18 protein-coding genes are annotated in these 23104 nt (G+C 70.2%); 8 read left to right on the top strand and 10 right to left on the bottom strand.

Going from position 1 to position 23104, the window contains the following annotated elements; translation table 11 throughout:
- Window positions 1-62: 62 nt before the first annotated feature.
- From NMI01S_RS07625 to rfbD, 5 genes are all read right to left on the bottom strand, one after another.
- Window positions 63-1514, bottom strand: coding sequence for a phytoene desaturase family protein (locus NMI01S_RS07625; protein WP_062995581.1), 1452 nt, complete (start codon window positions 1512-1514; stop codon window positions 63-65).
- Window positions 1515-1555: 41 nt separating this feature from the next.
- Entirely contained in the window at window positions 1556-2128 is a 573-nt protein-coding gene (locus NMI01S_RS07630; RefSeq protein WP_062995278.1) for a TetR/AcrR family transcriptional regulator, read from the bottom strand.
- Window positions 2129-2215: 87 nt separating this feature from the next.
- Window positions 2216-3289, bottom strand: coding sequence for a mannose-1-phosphate guanylyltransferase (gene manB, locus NMI01S_RS07635; RefSeq protein WP_062995279.1), 1074 nt, complete (start codon window positions 3287-3289; stop codon window positions 2216-2218).
- Window positions 3290-3350: 61 nt separating this feature from the next.
- Window positions 3351-4262 carry a glycosyltransferase family 2 protein gene (locus tag NMI01S_RS07640; RefSeq protein WP_062995280.1) on the bottom strand — a complete coding sequence of 304 codons (912 nt, stop codon included), beginning with the start codon at window positions 4260-4262 and terminating at the stop codon, window positions 3351-3353.
- A gap of 129 nt (window positions 4263-4391) precedes the next feature.
- The gene (gene rfbD, locus NMI01S_RS07645) at window positions 4392-5255 is read right to left on the bottom strand and encodes a dTDP-4-dehydrorhamnose reductase (protein ID WP_062995281.1); all 864 of its coding nucleotides are present in this window, start codon (window positions 5253-5255) and stop codon (window positions 4392-4394) included.
- A 275-nt stretch (window positions 5256-5530) separates the two neighbouring features.
- On the opposite strand from rfbD, the gene NMI01S_RS07650 reads away from it, so the two are divergent.
- The 3 genes from NMI01S_RS07650 (at window position 5531) to NMI01S_RS07660 (ending at window position 9085) form a co-directional block, all read left to right on the top strand.
- Entirely contained in the window at window positions 5531-6976 is a 1446-nt protein-coding gene (locus tag NMI01S_RS07650) for an LCP family protein (protein WP_157126078.1), read from the top strand.
- Window positions 6964-7680: a TIGR03089 family protein gene (locus tag NMI01S_RS07655; RefSeq protein ID WP_062995583.1), complete on the top strand. Its 717-nt coding sequence runs from the start codon at window positions 6964-6966 to the stop codon at window positions 7678-7680. Before NMI01S_RS07650 ends, NMI01S_RS07655 begins: the two co-directional genes overlap by 13 nt.
- A 106-nt stretch (window positions 7681-7786) precedes the next feature.
- Window positions 7787-9085, top strand: a complete 1299-nt coding sequence (locus NMI01S_RS07660; protein WP_062995585.1) for a cytochrome P450 — start codon at window positions 7787-7789, stop codon at window positions 9083-9085.
- 6 nt (window positions 9086-9091) lie between these two features.
- Here NMI01S_RS07660 and NMI01S_RS07665 read toward each other — a convergent pair whose 3' ends face one another.
- From NMI01S_RS07665 to NMI01S_RS07685, 5 genes are all read right to left on the bottom strand, one after another.
- On the bottom strand, window positions 9092-10660 hold the full coding sequence (locus NMI01S_RS07665; protein WP_062995283.1) for a carboxylesterase/lipase family protein: 1569 nt from the start codon (window positions 10658-10660) through the stop codon (window positions 9092-9094).
- A gap of 58 nt (window positions 10661-10718) precedes the next feature.
- Window positions 10719-10991 (bottom strand): Rdx family protein, encoded by a 273-nt coding sequence (locus NMI01S_RS07670; RefSeq protein WP_062995284.1) that lies wholly within the window; start codon window positions 10989-10991, stop codon window positions 10719-10721.
- 144 nt (window positions 10992-11135) lie between these two features.
- Window positions 11136-11549, bottom strand: coding sequence for a YchJ family protein (locus NMI01S_RS07675; RefSeq protein ID WP_062995285.1), 414 nt, complete (start codon window positions 11547-11549; stop codon window positions 11136-11138).
- 24 nt (window positions 11550-11573) lie between these two features.
- The gene (locus tag NMI01S_RS07680; RefSeq protein WP_062995286.1) at window positions 11574-11993 is read right to left on the bottom strand and encodes a hypothetical protein; all 420 of its coding nucleotides are present in this window, start codon (window positions 11991-11993) and stop codon (window positions 11574-11576) included.
- Window positions 11978-14383: an AAA family ATPase gene (locus NMI01S_RS07685; RefSeq protein WP_062995587.1), complete on the bottom strand. Its 2406-nt coding sequence runs from the start codon at window positions 14381-14383 to the stop codon at window positions 11978-11980. Before NMI01S_RS07685 ends, NMI01S_RS07680 begins: the two co-directional genes overlap by 16 nt.
- Window positions 14384-14753: 370 nt before the next feature.
- Here NMI01S_RS07685 and NMI01S_RS07690 point away from each other — a divergent pair, with 370 nt between their 5' ends.
- From NMI01S_RS07690 to NMI01S_RS07710, 5 genes are all read left to right on the top strand, one after another.
- Window positions 14754-17618, top strand: coding sequence for an SWIM zinc finger family protein (locus tag NMI01S_RS07690; RefSeq protein WP_063920675.1), 2865 nt, complete (start codon window positions 14754-14756; stop codon window positions 17616-17618).
- Window positions 17615-18718: an ATP-binding protein gene (locus NMI01S_RS07695; RefSeq protein ID WP_062995287.1), complete on the top strand. Its 1104-nt coding sequence runs from the start codon at window positions 17615-17617 to the stop codon at window positions 18716-18718. The genes NMI01S_RS07690 and NMI01S_RS07695 overlap by 4 nt, the downstream gene beginning before the upstream one ends.
- A complete protein-coding gene (locus NMI01S_RS07700) occupies window positions 18715-21084 on the top strand; it encodes a DUF5682 family protein (RefSeq protein ID WP_062995288.1) in 2370 nt (789 codons plus the stop codon). Before NMI01S_RS07695 ends, NMI01S_RS07700 begins: the two co-directional genes overlap by 4 nt.
- 22 nt (window positions 21085-21106) lie before the next feature.
- Window positions 21107-22276 carry a VWA domain-containing protein gene (locus NMI01S_RS07705; protein WP_062995289.1) on the top strand — a complete coding sequence of 390 codons (1170 nt, stop codon included), beginning with the start codon at window positions 21107-21109 and terminating at the stop codon, window positions 22274-22276.
- Between the two features lie 251 nt (window positions 22277-22527).
- Window positions 22528-23070 carry a hypothetical protein gene (locus NMI01S_RS07710; RefSeq protein ID WP_036524139.1) on the top strand — a complete coding sequence of 181 codons (543 nt, stop codon included), beginning with the start codon at window positions 22528-22530 and terminating at the stop codon, window positions 23068-23070.
- The last annotated feature ends 34 nt before the right edge of the window (window positions 23071-23104 follow it).

The following is a 23104-nucleotide window of genomic DNA, read 5'->3' on the forward strand; positions in this document are numbered from 1 at the left end:
CGGCGGATGCCTGAACACCGAGGAGCACTGCCCCGGGCCGGGGGCGATGCGCGGCGTGCGGCTCAGCCCGTCGCACCGAGCAGGACGGCCGGGTCGGTGCGGATGCCGAACCGCTCGCGCAGCGCACGAGTCGCGGCGTGCATGCCGCACATGCCGTGCACACCGGGCCCGGGCGGCGTCGCCGCGGAGCACAGGTAGACACCGGGAAGTGGTGTGGCATAAGGGTTCCAGCGCGGAGTAGGGCGGAAGATGGTCTGCGCGAGGGTCATCGCGCCGGCCGCGATGTCGCCGCCGACATAGTTGGCGTTGTGGGCGGGCATGCGTGCCGCCGGACGCACATGGCTGGCCTGGATCAGATCACGGAAGCCGGGGGCGAAGCGTTCGAGTTGCGCGACGACGTCGGGACTCACGTCGCGGCCGGAACCGTTGGGTACGTGGGCATAAGCGTAGAGCGTGTGATTGTCGCCGGGAGCCCGGGACGAATCGACCACGCCCGGCTGGATCACCAGCACGTACGGCCGATCGGCGTGCCGGCCCGACGCGACGAGACGTTCGACGGCCATCGCCTCGGCCCGCGTGCCGACGACGTGCACGGTGCCCGCGGCCGCCAGTTCCGTCGCCTGCCACGGCACCGGGCCCGACAAGGCGAAATCCACCTTGCATGCGGCGCCGCCGAATCGATAGCGCTGCAATCGGTTTCGATACGCCGTGGGCACTCGGGCGATCCGCAGCAGTTCCGTGGGCGCGGTGTCGAGCAGAACCGATCGCACACCGGCGAATTCGTCCAGTGAATCGACGCGGTGCCCGGTGTGGATACGCCCGCCGTGCCGCTCCAGATCGGCGATGAGCGCATCGACGATGGCCTGTGAGCCGCCGCGCGGGATCGGCCAGCCGCCCACATGGCCGAGGGTGCCGAGCAGCAGCGCCACACCGGCCGCCGAGAACTGCCGCGGCGGCGTGATGGCGTGCGCGCTCACCCCGGTGAACAGTGCCGCCGCACGCTCCTCACGAAAACGCAGGCCCCACAGCGGGGATGCCTGCTCGAGCAGTCGGCGGCCGAAGCGCACCGCGGACAGCGGATCACGAGGAACATGGCGCAGGTCCGACATCCCCAGCTCCACCACCGCCTCCCACTGTCGCACCAGCGGGGCGAACAGGCGCCGCCACGTCGCACCGTCGTCGCCCAGTCCCTCGACCGTCCGGTCCAGATCCCGCCAGGCCGACGCGGCCACCCCGCCGTCGAGCGGATGTCCGTAGGAGATCGCGGGGGTCCCCAGTTCGACCCCGTGCGCACCGAGATCGAAGGCGCGGAAGAACGGGGAGGCCAGCGCCATCGGATGCGCGCCCGCGCACACATCGTGGTGATATCCGGGCAGGGTGAGCTCCGCAGTGCGGCAGCCGCCACCGGCACGATCCTCGGCTTCGAACACCTCCACCTCGAGCCCCGCGCGGGCCAGCAGCACCGCCGCGGCCAGACCGTTGGGCCCTGAGCCGACCACCACCGCATCCGCCATGATCACCACTGTAGGGCCCGAAAACCCAGGGGCTCAGGGCATCAACTCCGGGTGGCCCAGCGGATCAGCACGTCCATGCGCTGTTCCCGCAGGTCCGGGCGAAGGCGATGGCTGCGGTCCAGCGCCGCCATCCCGTGCAGCGTGCTCCAGAACACCTCGGTGTAGGCCCCCGTGTCGGCTTCGGGGACCAGCGGGCGGAACAGCCGCTCGAGCTCCTCGAAGCAGTCGCGCAGGGTCTGGGGTGCGTCGGGACCGAAGGGCAGTTCGGTGTCGAGGACGGAAATGGCGTCGTAGAGGGCGGCGTTCTCGGCCGCGAAACTCAGATAGGCCCGGGCGACCGCCTCCATCGCGGCACCCGGACCGTCGGCCTGCTCGCGGGCGGCGCGGAGCACATCCCGCAGCTGGCCGATGCCCTCCTCGGCCACGGCCGAGACGATTGCCCGTTTTCCCGAGAAGTGGCTGTAGAGCACGGGCTGGCTGTATTCGATGCGCTCGGCGAGCCGGCGCACGGTCACCGCATCCCAGCCATCGGATTCGGCCAGTTCACGCGCACTGTCGATGATCGCCTGCCGACGCTGGGCGCGTTCGCGTTCCTTGCGTTCCTGAACCGTCATACCGAAATTCTAGCAACGCTAGACAAGTTAGCGACGAGCGCTCACGGGTACGAGCGTTCCGGCAGCGACGACGAGCGATCGCCGGACCTAGACGTCGGTGGAGAAGCGGATCCCGCCGTCGGGCAGATCCACGCCAGGCCAGATGCGGGCGCCGCGCAGCAGTTCGCAGCGGGCGCCGACGCTGGCGCCGTCCCCGATCACGGCATCGCGGACCAGCGCCCGCGGCCCGATGCGCGCACCGAATCCGATGATCGAGCGCTCCACGGTGGCCCCGGCCTCGACGCGGGCGCCGTCGAACAGCACCGCACCGTCGAGTCGCGCACCGGCGCCCACCTCGGCGCCGCGCCCCACGACCGTGCCGCCGATCAGCAGGGCACCCGGCGCGACACCGGCACCGGGGTGGACCAGCGATTCCCCGCGCTGTCCCGGCAGCGCCGGCGAGGGCGCGATCCCCCGCACGAGATCGGCGGACCCACGCACGAAGTCCTCGGGCGTCCCCATATCGCGCCAGTACGAGGCATCGACATGACCCTGGATGTGGGCGCCCTCGGCCAGCAGCGACGGGAACACCTCGCGCTCGACCGATACCGGGCGGCCACTCGGGATCTTCTCGATGTATTCGCGGCGGAAGACGTAGCAGCCGGCGTTGATCTGGTCGGTCGGCGGGTCCTGGGTCTTCTCCAGGAAGGCGGTGACCCGGCCGGTCTCGTCGGTGGGCACGCATCCGAAGGCGCGCGGATCACCGACGCGAACCAGATGCAGGGTCACATCGGCACGGGTCGAGGCGTGCGTATCGAGCACAGCACCCAGATCGGCGCCGCCGAGAACGTCGCCGTTGAACACCATCACGTTGTCGGCGCGCAGCTTCGGGAGCACGTTGCGGATACCGCCGCCGGTCCCCAGCGGTTCGGTCTCGGTGACGTATTCGAGGTCGAGGCCGAGTTCGGCGCCGTCGCCGAAATGTTCCTCGAAGACCTCTGCCTTGAACGATGTGCCCAGCACCACGTGGGTGATACCGGCATCGGCGATCCGGGCCAGCAGGTGGTGCAGGAACGGCAGACCGGCGACCGGCAGCATGGGCTTCGGCGCCGAGAGCGTCAGCGGGCGCAGCCGGGTGCCCTGGCCACCGACCAGGATCACGGCGTCAGTTGCGGTGTCCACGCCCGCTCCCTCTCGAATTGTCCGGCATCAGTCTTCCCCTTTTTCAGGTTCGGTCCACGCGTTATCGCTGTGCTTCGCGGTCGCGCTCACGCAGCGCAGATCGAACCGCAAGTTTGCAGCGAATCGCAAGTCCGGCCCGCAACGCCCATCGCAGCGGGGCCTGCCACCAGTGCGGATGGCGGTCGGCCTGGAAACGATAGGCGGAGGCGTGATGGGCGGGCAACATGGTCTCCGGATGCCGCCCGGCCGCGTGGCCCTTGGCATGGGTGACCTGGGCGGTCGGCACGAAGACGTTGTGCCAGCCGGCTTTGCCCATCCGGTCGCCGAAGTCGACATCCTCCATGTACATGAAGTAGCGCGAGTCGAAGCCCTCGATGCTGTCGAACGCGTCGCGCCGGACCAGCAGGCACGACCCCGACAACCAGCCGACCGTGCGCTCGGCGATCTCCTCGTTCTCCTGCCGGTACCGCCGCGACCAGGGATTACCCGGCCAGATCGTGCCGAGGATCGCGTGGCCGGCGCCGTCGAGCAGGCCGGGCACCCGCCGCGCGGAGGGATAGATACTGCCGTCCGGCTCGTGGATCAGCGGCCCGAGCGCACCCGCGCGCGGCCAGCGCCGGGCGGCGGCCAGCAATTGATCGATGGAATCGGTGCCCCAGCGCACATCCGGATTGGCGATGATCACGTATTCGATCTCGGGATCGAGTTCGGCGACCGCCCGGTTCACCGCGCCCCCGTACCCGATGTTGCCGCCGGTGCGCAGCAGTGTGACGTGTTCGTTGGACTCCGCGGCCAGCTCGGGAGCGCCGTCGGTCGAGCCGTTGTCGGCGAGGATCACCTGCGGTTTCTCCGCGGTGGCGGTCGCGAGTGTACTGATGAAGTGGTCGAGATGCTCGCCCGGCGAATAGGTTACGGTGACCACCGCCAGCTGAGGGGTACGGTCCGCGGAAGGGGCTGAATCCGAAGCGCTCACGGAAGGCCAGCCTAATGGGTGAGCGGCCGGAGTAGGCACCCGAGCACAACCACCCACAGTGCCTTATCAGACTGACGGCCGGCGTCGCGGCTCACGCGCGCCGGCTCTCGCGGCGGCGAGCAGCAACGATCACGGTTCCCTCCGATCCGACAGCCGAGCCAGCGCGTCGGCCAGCGCCGCCCGCCACTCCCGCAGCGGCGTGAGACCGGCCCGCGCCCATGCCCGATTCGACAGCACCGAATATGCCGGGCGCCGCGCGGGACTCGGGAAATCGGCGGTACCGCAGGGCCGCACCCGCTCGGGATCGGCCCCGAGTTCGGCGAACACCGCCCGCGCCAGCCCGAAGCGACTGACCGCACCCGCGTTGCTCGCGTGCAGCACACCCGGAACCGGCTGCCGCGCAACGAGTTCCATCAGACCTCGCGCCAGATCGGGTGCGTAGGTAGGCGATCCGATCTGGTCGTCGACGACCGATATCGTCTCGCGTTCGGCCTCGAGCCGTCGCATCGTCGCCACGAAGTCGCCGCGGTCGCCGGTGTACACCCACGCCGTGCGCACGATCGTGGCCTGCGGATACTCGCCGAGCACGGCCTGCTCGCCGGCCAGTTTGGTACGGCCGTACACACTTGTCGGACCGGTCGGATCGTCCGGCTCGTACGGATCCGACGCGGTGCCGTCGAAGACGTAATCGGTGGAGACGTGGATCAGTCGCGCGTCGGCCACGCGGCAGGCGGCGGCGAGTACCGCCGGCCCGGTGACGTTGCCCGCGTATGCCGCGTCGTGCTCGGACTCGGCGGCGTCGACGGCGGTGTAGGCGGCACAGTTGAGCACCACATCACCCGGACGAACGACGGCGCGCACGGCTTCGGCGTCGGTGATGTCGAGATCGGCACGCCCCAGGGCGAGGGCCGCGGGCGCCACCGTGCGCAACGCCCGGCCGAGCTGTCCGCCGGCGCCGGTGATCACGAGCCGGGACTGGGAATCGGGACTCATCCGGCAAGTCTGGCACGCCACGCCAACAGCGGTTCAGCGGTGCGGGCGCACTGGTTGGATAGCCTCGAATCCGGGAACTCCCCGGTACGCCACCGGTATCGGAGGCGGTGGGCTACGCGGGCAGATTCTCGAACGGGGGTCGATCGAGCGTGGAAAAGGAATATGGAGTGCCGCAGAACAGAAGTGCCTCGTCGCCGCCCCGCGGCGCCGGAGCACCACTGCCCGGCGGCCGCGTCCCGCGAGCTCGCGGCGTCCGCCCGAGTTCGAGTCCCGGGGTGAATCGTCCCGGGCGGTTGCTCGCCGTGGCCGCCGCGGCGGTGGTGTTCATCGTCACCGGCTTCGGCTGGCACAGCGTGGATTCCTTGATCTCCGGCATCGAGCGGATCGGCAACCTGGGCCTCGGCGGTGGCCACGACGGAGCGGTCGACATCCTGATGGTCGGTATCGACAGTCGCACCGACGCGCACGGCAATCCGCTCAGCGATCAGGAACGGGCGATGCTGCACGCCGGCGACGAGGTCGGCACCAACACCGACACCATCGTGCTGGTCCGGGTGCCCAATGACGGCCGATCGGCGACCGCGATCTCGATCCCCCGCGACTCCTACGTCGACATCCCCGGTATCGGCAAGGGCAAGATCAACTCCGCCTACGGCGCGACCAAGGAGAACGCGCGGCAGAAATTCGCGGCGCAGGGCCTGTCGGATTCCCAGATCGAGCAGAAGTCCACTCAGGCCGGCCGGCAGGCCCTCATCAAGTCGGTCGCCAATCTCACCGGAGTCACCGTCGATCACTACGCCGAGGTGGGCCTGCTCGGATTCGTGCTGCTCACCAATGCCGTCGGCGGGGTGGACGTCTGCCTGAACAACGCGGTGGACGAACCGCTCTCGGGTGCGGATTTCCCCGCCGGAGAGCAACGGCTCGACGGGGCGCAGGCATTGAGTTTCGTGCGCCAGCGCCACGATCTGCCGCGCGGCGACCTGGATCGCATCGTGCGCCAGCAGGTGTTCATGGCCTCGCTGGCGAACAAGGCCCTCAACGCCCGAATTCTCGCCAATCCCGGAAAGTTGCGCGAACTCGGCGATGCCGTCGGGCGCACGATCGTGCTCGACGAGGACTGGGATGTGGTGGCGTTCATGCATCAACTGCAGGATCTGTCGGGCGGAAAGGTGAATTTCGAAACCATTCCGGTGCAGGATCTCGACGGGACCACCGCCGACGGCGAATCGGTGGTGAAGGTCGACCCGAAATCGGTGAAGTCGTATGTCGCGGCGGCGGTCGGCGGCACCACCGACGATCACGACGACGACCGCGCGGCGGCGCCGAGCTCGGTCACCGCCGACGTCTACAACGCAGGCAGTACCGGCGGTTTGGCCGGCCAGGTCGCACAGGCGCTGACCGGGAAGGGTTTTCACACCGGAACCGTCGGAAACTGGCCGGGTGCGCCGGTGCGCAGCAGCCGGGTGCTCGCCGCCGCGAGTTCCGATCCCAAGGCCAAGGCGGTCGCCGAGGCGCTGGGCGGCCTGACCGTGGTCGCCGAACAAGATGTGCCGGAGGGTGCGGTGCGCGTGGTGCTCGCCGATGACTACTCTGGTCCGGGCTCGGCGGCCGGCAGTCTGTTCGACATGTCCGGAACCTCGCCGGCCTCGGGCACCGCGACACCGGTGCCGCCCGCGCCTCCCATCGACGCCGGCCAGAACGGACCGAAATGCGTGAACTGAACGACACTCTCACCGATGCCCTGCTCGGCCCGATCCTCGCCCGCGACGCCGCGGCGCCGCGGATCACCCACTACGACGACAGCACCGGCGCCCGCATCGAACTGTCCGGGCTGACGCTGGCGAACTGGGCGGCCAAGACCGCCAATATGATTCGCGACGAATTCGGCCTCGCCCCGGGCGCGCGGGTGTCGGTGCTACTGCCCGCGCACTGGCAGACCGCCGCAGTGCTGCTGGGCTGCTGGTGGGCCGGCACCGAGGTGGTGCTGCGGCCCGACGCCGACGCCGAACTCGCGCTGGTCTCGGCCGCGCGCATCGACGAGGCCGGAGATATCGCCGAGGTGGCCGCGTTGTCGCTGGACCCGATGGGTATGCCGGTCGCCGATCTGCCGGTCGGCATCACCGACTACGCCACGTCGGTGCGTGGGCACGGTGACCAGTTCCACCCGGCGGGCGCGGGCGCCGCCCTCGACGGCGCCACGGTCGCCGAGACCGTGGCAGCGGCCCGTGCCTCGGCCGAACGGCAGGGGTTCGGGGCGAGCGACCGGGTGCTGTCGACCACCGACTGGGACACCACTACCCACCTGATCGACGGACTGCTCGCGGTGTACGCGGCCGGAGCCTCGCTGGTGCAGGTCACCGCCCCCGATCCGGATCGGCTCGAGCACCGGATCGGCACCGAACGCGTCACCGCGCGCCGGTCCTGATCTCCTACCCGGGTAGGGCACGGCGATCCACCCGCAGTCCGTTTTCGGCACGCCCGCTACTCCGTAGTGTGGGTGTCAGCGAACCGGACGACGAACGGGGATGGCGATGAAGCCGCAGTACTGGTTTCGGTGGTTGGTGGTACAGGGCACGCCGCGGTTGGTCTTGAAGACCTATGCCCGGCGCGGCGAGACCCTGGCGAAACTGATGTCCAGCCCCGAGGCGGTCCAGGATCCGATACCGCTGCTGGAATCCCTGCGCGCCCAGGGACGGCTGGTGCACTCCCCCTTGGGCTGGGCGACCGCCGATTACGAGCTGGTCCGTACCGTACTGCGCGACACCACCTTCAAGGTCGCGGCGGCCGAGGGTTTCGTGCCCGGACCGCTGCGGCCGCTGATGGATCTGGCGACGCTGCCGCCCAATCCGGTGCAGCCGCCGTCGATGCTGGTGATCGATCCGCCCGACCACACGCGAATGCGTAAACCGGTGGCCTCGGCATTCACGCCGCGCGCGATCGCCCGGCTGCGCGACCGCGTCGAATCGGTGACCACGGAACTGCTCGACGCCCTGCCCTCCGGCGGTTCGGCGGATCTGGTCGCCGACTTCGCCTCCCAGGTGCCGATCGCGATCATCTCCGAAATGCTGGGCTTCCCCGACGCGGACCGCGACCGATTCCTGGCCTGGGGTGATGCCGTCTCGCCGATGCTCGATATCGGCATCAGCTGGCGCACCACCCGCGGCGCGTCGGCGGCCATCCTGGAGATGGACCACTACCTCGACGAGCACATCGCGCGGCTGCGCCGCGAACCGGGCGAGGACATCCTGTCCGGTCTGGTGAGTTCCGGCGCGCTGGACGACACCGAATTGAAGGCCTCGGCGACACTGCTGATGGGCGCCGGATTCGAGACCACGGTCAATCTGATCAGCAACGGCGTCGTCCAGCTGGTGACCCATCGCGATCAGCTGGACCGGCTGCGCGAGGATCCGCAGCTGTGGCCCAACGCGATCGAGGAGATTCTGCGCTTCGACGCACCGGTGCAGAACACCGGCCGCATCGCCGGGCGCGAGGTGGAGCTGGCCGGTACCACGGTGCACCAGGGCAGCACGGTGGTGTTGTCGCTGTCCGGCGCCAATCGCGACCCGAAGGTGTTCGACGAACCGCACCGCTTCGACGTCACGCGCGCCAACGCCAAGGATCACCTGACGTTCTCCAGCGGCATCCATGCCTGCCTGGGCGCCAGCCTGGCCCGGATGGAGGGTACCTACGCGCTGCGGTCGCTGTTCGAACGTTTCCCGAATCTCGTGCTGGCCGGTCGCCCGCAGCGCCGCCCGCTGTTCACCCTGCACGGCTACAGCCGGTTGCCGGTGCTGCTCGGTCAGCGCGCCGAACAGTCCAGCAGCGTCTGAGCCGGCTCAGCTGAACCCGACCGCCTGGTCACCCCAGGCGGTGTGCAGATCGTGATCGGGATCGTCGAGGACCCGGTCCACGGCGTCCACGACCAATGTCGTGCGGGTGGATTCGCGGTAGGGCGGCCAATGTTTCGAGCCGTCCAGCGCCGCGGGCACCCCGTGTTCGGCGAAGGCCAGCCAGCGCCGCATCATCCGGCCCGACACCTCGCTCGCGACCTTGCGGCCGCCCAGCCAGAAGGTCGGATCGTGGTCGAAGGACCCGAAATTGCCGAAGATGTACGGCAATTCGGTGGCGTGGCCGGCGCCGACGCGCGCCGCCTTCAGCATCGGCGTGGCCTGATCGAAGCGATACATCCAGGTACGGCTGTGCCGGGAATGCGCGTCGGCGACCCAGTGCGCCGGCATCCGGAACGCCGCATCGGTCGACATCGCCAGCGCGCCGCGTGTCTTGGCCAGATCCGGATAAGCGGAGGTGATCTCGGCGATGCGCTCGTGCGAGAGCCCGGGATGTTCCCCGGCGACGGCATTGAGCATCGCGTTCACCGCATCGGGTGTCACCGGCATGATCGGCGAGCGGAACAGCCGGAACAGCGACGCCTCGTCCTTGTTGGTGCCGATGATCAGCGGCACGCGATGCGAGCGGCCCTGCTGGAAGCGGTCGGTCGGATAGGTGGGCAGCAGATCGCCGTCCACCACCGGCGCCGCGGCCAGGCGACCCGGCGACTGCAGCGGCACCTCGTCGAGCAGGACGCCGGCCGCGTCCACGATCCGCTCGATGGGGCATTCCAGCAGTTCCCGGGCACGCTCGGGCGGCAGGTCCATCAATTCCAGGAAACGGCTCGCCACCCCGGCGGCACGGTCCGGGCCGAAGACGGTGGTGGCCGGCGGACTCTGCGCGATGGCGCGGTGGAACAGGCCCGCTGCCCGCGGCGAGGTCAGCAGCGCCGTCACGCATCCCGCGCCGGAGGATTCGCCGAAGACCGTGACGTTGCCCGGATCACCGCCGAAGGCGGCGGCATTGTCGCGCACCCATTCCAATGCCGCGATCTGGTCGTGCAGGCCGAGATTGGCGACGAACCCGTCGCCCAGGGAGGACAGATCGAGGAAGCCGAGCGCCCCGAGCCGATAGTTGACCGCGACGATCACCACGTCGCCCGCTTCGACCATCCGGCGGCCGTCGTAGATCGCCTGCGCGGCCGTGCCCAGACAGTAGGCGCCGCCGTGCAGCCAGACCATCACCGGACGCGGTTGCACCGGTTCGGCGGCCGGTGCCCACACATTGACCCACAGGCAGTCCTCGCCCATGCGCAGCCCCGAGTCCACGGGCACCATATCGCCCATGGTCTGCGGTGCGATCTCGCCGAATTCGGTGCAGTCACGCACTCCCGACCAGGGTTCGGGCGGTTCCGGCCGCGCGAACCGCTTCGGGCCCGCCGGTGCCGCGGCATACGGGATGCTGCGCCATACGTGGACGGATCCCGTCCGGAATCCGCGGACCGCACCGCTGGTCGTGTGGGCGACAGGTCCGGCAGTGTCCTCGACCGGAGTCGCCTCGAAGAATTGAGTGCTCATCTCGCACCTCCTCGTACTCCCTGTAACCGAGAGTACGTCCGAGATCATTCGTACCGCGTCAGCCTCGATCGATGTGGCCGAGGTCGCGGTCGGGATCGATGCGGTCGCGCACGCGCTGTTTGAGTCCGGCGATATCCGGGAAGCCACCGTCGGCTCTGCGCTCCCAGATCTGCTCATCGTCCACGGTGATCCGGAACACTCCGCCGGTTCCCGGGATCAGCGCCACCTCGTCGAGGTCGGTGCCGAAGGTATTCAGCAACTCCTGAGCCATCCATCCGGCCCGCAGTAACCACCGGCATTGCGTGCAATATTCGATCGCGATTCGTGCCATGCGGTGACCCTAGTGAGGGACCGGATTCCCGGTAGTCACCGCGCGACTGTCCACGTTTTCGGCAACTCCTTCGCTATCTGTTCTAATCAGAAATGTATTGCCGTAATACTAGTGGGAGAGCACTGGCAACTCTTTACGGGCCGATTACGATTCGATATCTCCGTCGACGTAGACCCACTGACCGTCGACACGAGCAAATCTGCTGCACTCGGAAAGTACGCCGCGCCTGCCGTCGTACCGGTAGGTGGCCCGGAACTCGACCACGCCGGTGTCGTCGAACAGGCCACCCGCCTCGGTGCCGAAGACCTGCAGCGATATCCAGCGCTGCGCCGGATCCAGGGCCAGGCGCCGCGGCCGGGTCCGTGGATGCCACGTCCGCAGCAGATGGTCACGATCGCCGACGGCGAAGGCGGTATAGCGCGACCGCATCAGCGCTTCGGCGGTCGGCGCCGGGCGAGTGCCGTCCAGGCGCGGGCCGCAGCACTGCCCGAACTGCTCGCCGCTGCCGCACGGACAGCGGTCGGTGTCGTCCGGGCGATCGGGAAAGGTGTCGGCCATCGCACGATTATCACCGCCTGGAACTCACCTGTTCCGGCGGCGGCCGAACACGGCGGGTACGTCCGCTCGGCCGATGCGGTCGAGTTCCTCGGCCAGCCGGGCGGTTTCGTCGTACCAGTCACGCAGTTCGTGCAGGGTCGGCGCGGGTTCGGAGTCGAAGTGATGGCCGGCCCGCGACAGCGTCGCCCACAGTCCGCCAACGCGGCCCGCGAGTTCGGGACCGGCGCAGCTGTCCAGCGCCAGCAGCTGAGCACGCATACTGCACCGGGCCAGCGGCGGGGACACCCGCGCCCACAGTCGGTCCACCGACTGTTCCAGCGCGATCCGCAGGATCCACACCGTCGCCCGCGACCACAGGCCGCCCGCATCGGTGACCGTGCCGTCGAGCAGTTCCGCGGCCGCCGCCAACCGCTGCGCCACGGTCGGCCTCACGGATTCAGCCATGTCACGAATCGCTTCGTCCCCGTGATCAGATCACCCGAGCGGCGCTGGATGCGGATATGCGCACCGGCCGTGGCATCGCGCACCACCGCGCGGGCCCAGGGCGCCTCCCGGTCGAGATAGTCGTTCAGATCGTCGACCCGGTCCGGCACACCGAAGACCGCCAGGGCGACCGTCTCCCACGTGGTGCGCGCCCGATCCACGCGGCGCTGCACCTCACGATGATCGATGCCGGCCTCCAGCAGTTCACGCCGGGCACGGGCCAATGCGGCCGCCTCGATCGCCGATCGGCAGCAGGTGATGACCAGTTCGGTGGCGATCGCCGTGGGCAGCTGCCTGGTGCGCAGCAGAGCCCGCGCGTCGCCGAGGTAGCGCTGCACCGGATCCTCGACCGCGCGCACCTCCACCCGCGAATGCTCGCGCCGCTGCACATCGAGAACCGTTGCGTCCAAACGCAATCGGCGCACAGCCTCGGCCAGCCGCTCGTCGTGGGTGAACACGATCACCTGGCGTCCGCTGCGCGCCACCGCCGCCAGCACCCGGGCGAGTCCGTCGACCTTCGCCGGATCCATCGCCTGCACCGGGTCGTCGATCATGACGAATCCGAACGGGCTTTCGGCCACCGTTGCTCGCGGCAGGAACAGGGCCAGGCCCAGCGCATGCAATTCGCCCTGACTCATCACTCCGAGAGCGGCGGCGCCGGAGTCGTCCACGGTGACGTCGAGCAGCACCTTGCGGCTGGCTCCGGCGTTGCCCTGCAGGCGAATCGCGCCGAGATCCACATTGCTGCGCTGACGCAACCCGCCCCAGATGCGCCGGGCGTGCTCGGCCAGCGGGGCGAGGCGTTCGTCGCGCAGGCCGGCGGCGGCCGACTTCAGCCAATCCTCGGCGCGGCGGACGGTACGCAGCTCGGCATCGGCCGCGGCGACCAGCCGGGCCTCGTGCAGCCAGGTGGCGATGCGCGGGACCAGCGGCGTCCAGACCGCATCGATGCGATCGAGTTCCTTGTGCACGGCCCGCTGCAACACCTCGAGCCGCACCGCGAGTTCGGCGTGCGCGCCGCGCATCCGGGCCGCCAGGGTCGCGCCCGCTTCGACCTCGAGCAGGGCGGACCAGGTCGTCCAGGCTCGACGGACGTCCACGGGATCGATATTGGGCGCGGCGATGGTCGATTCCAGTTCCGGCGGAACGGGTTCGATCAGCGCCCTGGCCGCGGCGATCGCCTCGCCCAGCGCGCCCCGGGCGGTGGTGAGCACTGCGCCGCGCCGCTCGACGGCCTCGATCCGAGCTGTCGCCTCGCGTTGCCACCGCGCGTCGAGACGGCCGTGGCCGCACACCGGGCACGGACATTCGCCGCCGTCCGCGTGTTCGCGAGCACCACGCAGCAGGTCGACCACGCGGAGTTCGGCTTCCAGATCTCCGGTCGCCAGCTCCAGCAGTTCGGCGGTGCCGCGCTCGACCGCCTCGGCGGCCGCCTCGACCTGGGCGGAAGCCGGGATACGCAGGCGTGCGACGGCCTGCAGCGCCGCGACACCGCCGGGGTCGTGACGTGCGCCGGCGAGTTCGTGGGCGACCGCGGACAGGTCCGGCGCGGGCGCGCGCAACATCTCGGCCACACGCTCGGCACGCTCGTCGGCGACGGTGAGCAGTTCGTCCAGCAGGGCCTGCCGGCCGTCCCGGGACTGTTTCGCGGCGCGCTCCAATTCGATTCGGCGCGTGCGGGTCCGATCCAGTGCGGCGCTGACGTCGTCGAGCCCGAGCAGCCGGTGCAGGGCGTCGAACAGATCGCTGGGACGGCCGTCGACCACCGCGCCGAGTTCGCTGTAGGACAGGAACGGCCGATACAGCTCCAGGGCACGCGCCCAGTCCTCCGGGCGGAATTCGGCACTGTCGCTGTCGTTTTCGCGCTCCGTCCAGCTACCGGCCGACAGTTCCTCGCCCTCCGCCCACGTACGCGTGATCGTGAACGGGCCCCGGTCCTGTGCGACGAGGTCGACGGCGATCCGAGGGGGCTTGTCGCAGTGCATATTTCGCCAGCCGTCGCGCCAGACCGCGGATCTGCCCTCCCAGCGCCGATTTACGCCGGTGAGTGCCAGTTCCGCGGCCTCGGCGAAACTCGATTTGCCCGACCCGTTGCGACCGACCACGAGTGTCAGACCGGGACCGGGCGCGATACGCAGGACCGCCTGACCGCCGATCCCGCGGAAGCCGCGAACCCGGACGGCGCGCAGGAACACTCCGGACCGCGGCCCGGCGCCGCTCTCCTCGGCGGTCTCCCCCAGCGCCGCCAGCACCGTCTGCGCTACCTCCGGGCTCACCGCCGGATCCGCCTGCAGCCGTGCCGAAACCAGTTCACGCAGGCGCGGCGCGACCTCCCCCTGCTCTTGCCCCACTGCCCCTCCCGGCACTCGCGCACGACTCGTCGTGGCGAACGCTACCGGAGAACCGGCCCGGGCGGGACGCATGGCCATCGAACGGTCGAACCGCCCGATGTCCACCCCTCGGCCGTCCCGGCCGGGCAGTTCCACGGGTTACACCCCTCACGGGTGGTTCGGTTCAACCGAACAGATCAGAATGCCAGAGATCACGATCGACCACAATAGTTCTTGATTCTGCAATGACATTCCGCGCCAAAGAAATTCGCTCGCAACCGACTAGCGAACCATGCCGCCGTCGTTCGGCCGATAACCCGGAAGGCCGGCCGCGCGATCTTGTCGGTGGGCTCGGGTACAAATCCGGGGTACCGAACGAACGGGGGAACACGTGACGACCTCTCCGGCCGCGACCTACACCGTCACCGCCGACAATGTGCTGGCCCTGGCGCCCGACACCGCATCGGTGAGCGCCGCCCGCAAGCTCACCGCCGCGTGGCTGGGCACCGGCACCCACGGCGGTGCGCTGTGGGGGCGGTGCAACGGCAGCGGCGCCAAGCCGTACCAGACGATCGTCGACCTGTCGGGCCCCGCCTACCGGTGTTCGTGCCCCAGCCGGAAATTTCCCTGCAAACATGCGCTGTCGCTGTTGCTGCTCTGGTCGCAGGGCGCGGTCCCGGCGGCCGACGCTCCCGCCGACTTCGCGGCCGAATGGCTGGCGGGCCGCGCCGCGCGGGCCGCGAAACCGGCCGAGCCGGCGGCCCGCGGCACGAAACAGGCGACGCTCGATCAGCGGCGGGCGCGGGTCACCACCGGACTCGACGATCTCGACATCTGGCTCGGCGACCAGATCCGCACCGGCTTGGCCCAGGCCGACCATTCCGCTGCGGCGCTGGAGGCGGTGGCCGCCCGGATGGTCGACTCGCAAGCGCCGGGGGTGGCGGCAGCCCTGCGGCAACTGCCGCGCCGCATGCTCGGAGTCGAACAGTGGCCGGCGATTCTGCTCAGCGAATACGCCCGATTGCATCTGCTGATCGGCGCCCACCGGCGGCTCGACGAACTGCCGCCCGCGCTGGCGGCCGGGGTGCGCACCCATATCGGCTATCCCGCCAAGGCCGAGGAGGTCCGCGGCGGCGAGCCCGCGCTCCGCGACCGCTGGATGGTGCTCGGGGTGCGAATCACCGAGGAGGAACGGGTCTTCACCCGCCGGACTCTGCTGCTCGGGCGGGCCACACAACGCTGGGCGCATGCGCTCGACCACAGCTTCGGCAGTGCGAGTTTCCCGGGCGAGCTGCCGATTCCCGGCACCATGGTCGAGGCGGATCTGCACTTCTATCCGGGGGCGATGCCGCTGCGCGCGGTCTGGGGCGTCCGCCACGGCGAACCCGAACCCTTCACCACCATCGTGTCGGACTCGGCGTCCATCGCCGGCCAACTCGAGATCCACGCGCGGGCGCTGGGCGCCGACCCGTGGTTACGAGGATGGCCGATGCTGCTGGCGGATGTGATCCCCAGCCCCGGTTCGGCCGGCTGGTTTCTCGCCGAACCGGACGGCACGGCGGTGCCGCTCGCCGCGACGGCCGAGGTGCCGTGGCAGTTGATCGGCTTGTCGGGCGGTCACCCCGTGACGGTGGTCGGTGAGTGGACCGCGGCCGGATTGATCCCCCTCTCCGCGCTGGTGGCCGGCGAACTCGTCGGAGTCGAGACGGAATCGCTCACGGACGTGCCGACCCCCGGCACCGCGGTCCCGGCATCGTCGGAGACGGTGGTGCCGGTCGCGCTGCTGGGCACCGCCCGCCGCACCCTCGATCCCGGCGGGCTGGCCGATGCGGTCACCGCGGCCGCTCGCGCCGACACTCCGGAACACGCCGTGCTGGGCGCGGTGGCGCTCCAGGAGCTGTACCACCGCGGCGGGGTGCGACCGGCCCGGACCGAGCTGCTCGCCCCGGCCGCCGACGACGATCGCGCCCGGTTGCCGCGGGCGGCGGCGCAGCGGCTGCGACATCTGCTGGCGGACGGCTCGCCGATGCTCGCGGAATGGTTCGAGGCGGCGCTACCCGGCGATCCGCGTGCACCCGAAGCACTCTGCGCCACACTGCTCGAGACCGCGAGAAGCCAAGCCGCCCTGCGAGGTCCGTTGATGCGCCTGGCGGGCGCCCGAGGTCGCTGGCTGGCGGCGCTACATCCACGCTGGCGACCGCTGCTGCGGACCGGCGACGACGATCCCGAGGTGTGGACGCACGGCCGGCCCGCCGAACGCCGGAGCTGGCTGGCCGCCCTGCGCGCCCGCGACGCCGCGGCGGCCCGGCGAGCCCTGGCCGACACCTGGAGCCGGGAACCGGCCCGCGGCCGCGCCGAACTGCTGGCGGTTTTGGCCGCCGGAGTCGGACCCGACGACGAGCCACTGCTCGAATCCGCCCTCGACGACGCGCGGCCCGAAGTTCGCCGTACGGCTGCCGATCTCCTTGCGCACCTGCCGGATTCGGCCTTCGCGGAACGGATGCGCGAGCGCGCGAGCCGGTGGCTGAGCATCCGGTCCGGCACGCTCGAGGCGCAGCTGCCGCACGATCTCGACGACGCGGCCCGCCGCGACGGACTCGGCGACCGGCTCGACCCGGTGGCCTACCACCGCGACGGCGGGGCCGATGTGGATGCCGAACGGCTGCGCCGCCTGATGGCCGCCACCCCGCTGCGCCATTGGGAACAACTGTGCGGCTCTCCGGAGGCGGCCACCGCGCTGCGGCTTCCCGACGACATCCTCGGACCGGTCGCTGCGGGCTGGTCGGAAGCGGCTCTCGCGCAGCATGATTCCCGCTGGGCCACGCCGTTGTTCGAGGTGCTGACCACCACGCCGACCCTGGGCGCGGATCCGCGGCTGCGGCAGCAGTTGTTCGCGCTGCTACCGGTCGACCGGCGGGTGCGGTACCTGTGCGGTCTGGACAGCAGTTGGCTGGCCGAACTGGAACTGCTGGTCTCGGCGTTACCGCGGCCGTGGCCACAACCGCTGGCCGAACATCTGGTCCGGCTGCTGCTCGATCGGGCCCATCTGGCCGCCGCCCGTCCCGGAGCGGCCGGGCTGTCCCCCGCCTCCTATCGCACGCTGCTGCGCAGTGCCGCGATCAATTTCCCGGTCCGCGCGGTCGCGGCGGTGTCCGTCGCCGCCCGCCGCTGCGCGGACCCCTCCTGGCAGAGCGCCTTCGACCGCCTCGCCGACGATCTGACCCAACGCACCCTGATGCTCGAGGAGCTGGCATGACCACGACCCAGAACCCGCCCGCCGACCTGCTGCGCCCGCATGCCGAACAGGCCTACGCCGACGAACTCCGAGCCCTCGCCGCCGTCGACGACCGTCCGCGTCCACCGTCGTGGCGGCTGTCGCCCTGGGCGGTGGTCACCTACCTGCTCGGCGACACCCTGGCCGACGGCACGGTGATCACACCGAAGTACGTCGGGCCGCGGCGCCTGATGGAGGTGGCGGTGGCGACGCTGGCGACCGATCGCGCGCTACTGCTGCTCGGCGTACCCGGCACCGCGAAAACCTGGGTGTCGGAACATCTTTCGGCGGCCGTCAGCGGCGCATCCACCCTGTTGGTGCAGGGCACGTCCGGAACCGCCGAAGAGGCGATCCGCTACGGCTGGAACTATGCGCGCCTGCTCGCGGAAGGACCCAGCGACGGCGCCCTGGTGCCCTCGCCGGTCATGACCGCGATGCGCACCGGTGCGATCGCCCGGGTCGAGGAGCTCACCCGCATCCCCTCCGATGTGCAGGACGCACTGATCACAGTGCTGTCGGAGAAAACGCTGCCGGTGCCGGAACTCGGTATCGAGGTGCAGGCGGCCAAGGGCTTCAACGTCATCGCCACCGCCAACGACCGCGACCGCGGCGTCAACGAACTCTCCTCCGCGCTGCGCCGCCGGTTCAATACCGTGGTGCTGCCGCTGCCCGCCGGCGAGGACGACGAGGTCGCGATCGTCACCCGGCGGGTCGAACAACTCGGCGCCGCACTGCAATTGCCACCGATCCCGGCCGCCGCCGAGGAAGTACGGCGCGTGGTGCGGGTCTTCCGTGAACTGCGTTCCGGCATCACCGAGGACGGCCGGACCAAATTGAAGTCGCCGTCGGGCACATTGTCGACGGCGGAGGCGATTTCGGTGCTCACCAACGGCATCGCGCTCGCCGCCCATTTCGGGGACGGGGTGTTACGCGCGAGCGACGTCGCCGGTGCGGTACTCGGCGCGGTGATCAAGGATCCGGTCGCCGACGCGGTCGTGTGGACCGAGTACCTCGAGGCCGTGGTCCGGGAACGCCCGGAGTGGTCCGATTTCTACCGCGCCTGCCGTGAGGTGCACGGATGAGCGGCGAATCCGTCGCGCTCGACGAGCCGCGGACGCAGATCTTCGGGATCCGCCACCACGGCCCCGGGTCGGCGCGCTCGCTGTCGTGGGCGCTGGAGCGCTTCCGTCCCGATGCAATCCTGATCGAAGGCCCCGCCGACGCCGATCCGCTGGTCGCGTATGTGGCCGCCGAGGGAATGGCACCACCGGTGGCACTGCTGGCCTACGCCCCGAACGAGCCCTCGCGGGCGGCGTTCTGGCCGTTCGCGGTGTTCTCCCCGGAATGGCAGGCGTTGCGGTACGCGTCCGAACACGCTGTGCCCGTGAGCTTCTGCGATCTTCCGGCCGCCAACACCCTCGCCCTCGACACCGAGCCGGGTGACAGCGGTGACCCGCTGGCCGCGCTGGCCGCAGCGGGCGGATACGACGATCCGGAGCGGTGGTGGGACGCCGTCATCGAATCGTCGTCGACTCCCACCGGGAACGGCACCGAGATCTTCGATGCCATCACCGAGGCCATGGGCGCACTCCGGGCAGCGGCCGGGGACGGCCCTGCGGCGTCGAATACGGATCCCGGAGCCGAGGCGCCCGCACCGTCCGCCCCGGATCGGGACGCCGCACGCGCGATCGAGGACGCGGAAGGTGATGCACCACAGCCGGATTCATTCACCCCGGCCGAACTCCTGCCCGGCGGTATCGACCTGCGTACCCTGCAGCGCGAAGCGTATATGCGGCAGGTCATACGCCGGACGCTCAAAAGTGGTGCGCGCCGGATCGCGGTGGTCTGCGGGGCATGGCACGCCCCGGCGGTGGCGGGCAAACTCGGTCCGGCAGCGGCCGATTCCCGTCTGCTCAAGGGTCTGCCGAAGGTGAAGGCCACACTGACCTGGGTGCCGTGGACCCACTCCCGGCTGGCCGGCTCGTCCGGGTACGGCGCGGGTATCACCTCACCGGGCTGGTATCACCATCTGTTCACCCGGACCGACGAACCGATCGCGCGCTGGTTCACCCGGGTCGCCGGTGCGCTGCGCGCCCGCGACCTGCCGGTGTCCAGTGCGCACATCATCGAATCGGTGCGACTGGCCGAGACGCTGGCCGCGCTGCGCGGGCGCCCGGCACCGGGATTGTCGGAGGTCACCGATGCCACGCGGTCGGTGCTCTGCGACGGCGACGAGTCGATGCTGCGGTTCGTCAGCAGCGAACTGGTCGTCGGCGAGGCGCTCGGTTCGGTGCCCGACACCACGCCGACCGTCCCGCTGGATGCCGACCTGCGCGCACAGGCGCGCACCCTGCGGATCAAACAGCAGGCCCTGGCCCAGCAGGTGGACCTGGATCTGCGCAAGGACCGCGATGTGGCCCGGTCGCATCTGCTGCATCGGCTGCGTCTGCTCGGAATCGACTGGGGCACACCGATGACCGGCGAGGTGCGCAATACCGGCACCTTCCGTGAATCGTGGGCGCTGCGGTGGGAACCCGGCCTCTCGGTCGCGGTAATCGAGGCGTCGCGCTGGGGTACCACCATCCGCACCGCGGCCGAGGCGAAGATCCTCGACCGAGCCGGCGCCGCCGACGCCTCGGTCGCCGATATCAGCGCGGCCCTGGAAACCGCGCTGCTGGCCGACCTCGGCGGCGCGGTCGACGGTCTGGTCGCTCGCCTGGAAGCGGTGGCCGCGGTGGATCACGACGTCACCCACCTGCTCACCGCGCTACCCGGGTTGATCCGCACACTGCGCTACGGCGACGTCCGCAGCACCGATGTGGGCGCACTGGCGCGGGTCGCCGACGGCCTGCTCCTGCGCATCTGTGCCGGATTGCCCGGCGCCGTCACCGGTCTCGACACCGATGCCGCCACGCAGCTGCGCGGCCTGATCGATGCCGCTCACGTCGCGATCGCGACCCGCGACGACGCGCAAGCCACCCGATCCTGGCTCGCGGCACTGGGCCTGCTGGCCGACCGCGACGATGTGCACGGGGCACTGGTGGGCCGTGCGGTCCGATTGCTCTGCGACGCGGGAATCATCGCCGACGCCGAGGCCGCGCGCCGGCTGTCGGCGGCACTGTCGATCGGCCACAGCCCGGCGGAGAAGGCCGCGTGGATCGACGGCTTCCTGGGCGGACGCGGCCTGCTGCTCGTTCACGACCGAGACCTGTTGCGGCGCATCGATTCCTGGCTGCGCGAGCTGGACGAGGAGCAGTTCGTCGCGACCCTGCCGCTGTTGCGGCGGACCTTCGGCGCCTTCGAGGCGGGAGAGCGCCAGGCCATCGCCCGAGCCGTCCGGGACGGGACGTCCGTGGCCGCATCGCAGCGTGACCGCTCCGAGCCGGACGCCGCTCGCGGCATCCTGGCACTGCACGCGGCGACCGAAATCCTGGTAGGCGCACGATGATTCGAGCGAAGAGGAGCCGACGATGACACGGATCGATTCGGACGAGGCGCAGGCCCGGCGCTGGCGGCTGGTCCTCGGCGCTCCCGCCGAGGCCGGGCTCGGCGGGCTCGGCGCGGCCGAGGACGCGGCGATGGACCGGGCGCTGTCGGCGCTCTACAACGGCGACGAACACACCCCGTCGGACAAGCGCGCCGCCGGCCTGGGCGGTTCGGCGCCGAAGGTCGCCCGGTGGCTGGGCGATATCCGCACCTACTTCCCGTCGACGGTGGTCGAGGTCATGCAGCGCGACGCCATCGACCGTCTGCAACTCACGCAACTGCTGCTCGAGCCCGAACTACTCGAAGCGGTCGAACCCGACGTCCAGCTCGTGGGCACCCTGCTCAGCCTGAACCGCGTGATGCCCGAAACCACCCGTGCCACAGCACGAGTCGTGGTGGAGAAGGTGGTGCGCGATATCGAACGCCGGCTCGCCGCGCGCACGGTCGCGGCGGTGTCCGGTGCGCTGAATCGCGCGGCCAGGGTGTCTCGTCCGCGGCTGCGCGATATCGACTGGGACCGCACCATCCGCCGTAACCTCGCCCACTACCTGCCCGAACACCGCACGGTGGTGCCGCAGCAGCTGGTGGGATACGGGCGCAAGGCGCAAGCGGTGCGGCGGGAGGTGGTGCTCGCGATCGACCAATCGGGGTCCATGGCGGCCAGCGTCGTCTATGCCTCGGTCTTCGGCGCGGTACTCGCGTCGATGCGCTCACTGAAGACCTCACTGGTGGTCTTCGACACGGCGGTGGTGGATCTCACCGAGCGACTGTCGGATCCGGTGGATGTGCTGTTCGGCACACAACTCGGTGGCGGGACGGATATCAACCGGGCCATCGCCTACTGCGGGCAACTGATCACCCGCCCGGCCGACACCCTGTTCGTCCTGATCTCCGACCTGTACGAGGGCGGAATCCGCGACGAGATGTTGCGACGGGTCGCGACCATGAAGGAGGCCGGCGTCCAGGTCCTGGTGCTGCTGGCGCTCTCCGACGAGGGTGCCCCGGCCTACGACCACGACAATGCCGCCGCGCTCGCCGCACTGGGAGTGCCCGCCTTCGCGTGCACGCCCGACCGCTTTCCCGATCTGCTGTCGGTGGCCCTCGACCGCGGCGATGTGGCGACGTGGGCCCGATCGCACGCGGGCGGCCGATGAGTACGGTGCCCGGGGGACGCCCGCAGGTGCGGGCATCGAAAGAGGTTGCCGGGCCGTGGTTCTCATTGCACGCGGGACCGCGGCGCGACGACCTGCTGTTCTCGGCGCGGGCCGGCCTTTCGCCGCCGCGCGGGCCGTGCGGATCGGCGGGCCGCGCGTCGGCGCGGAAATCGACGCGATAACTTGGACCGGTGTTGAACAATTCCGTGGCCACGACGGCAGGAGCATGGCGGGTAGGTGACGGCACTGCGGTGTCATTTCGCGAGGCGGCGGTGGCCTGGGCGTTGGCCGCACATGCCGAACTGGCCGAAACCGCGACCGGATACGGGCATTTCATCACTGTGAACGAGTTGGCCGAACGAATTCAGGACGTGTCCGGTGTGCACACCGAGGCGCCGACGCGCACCTGGATGGCCGCGATTCTGCGGAAAGTCGCGCGGCGCTGCCACGGCGCCGGCGAGCCGCCGCTGACCGCGCTGTGCGTACGCCAGAACCACACCGTCGGCGACGACTACAAATACGTGCTCGAACTCGCCGGCCTGCCGATTCCCGATGATCTCGAACTACACGCGGCCTACGCCCGCTGGCAGTGCTATCAGCACTATGGTGCGGAGATGCCCGCCGAGGTCGGCGTTCCGCCGCTGACTCCGAAGGTGGACGCACGCCGCCGCGGTCGCAGCGCGACCAAAACCGTGATGGCACAGGAGGAGAAGACCTCCGAGCCGCGGCCGGCGGTCTGCTCGCAGTGCTTCATCCAACTGCCTGCCGGCGGCGTCTGCCAGTACTGCGTCTGAGCCCGATCCGGACCGGCCGCTGAACGCACCTGCG

Source organism: Nocardia mikamii NBRC 108933 (assembly GCF_001613505.1).
GTDB lineage: Bacteria > Actinomycetota > Actinomycetes > Mycobacteriales > Mycobacteriaceae > Nocardia > Nocardia mikamii.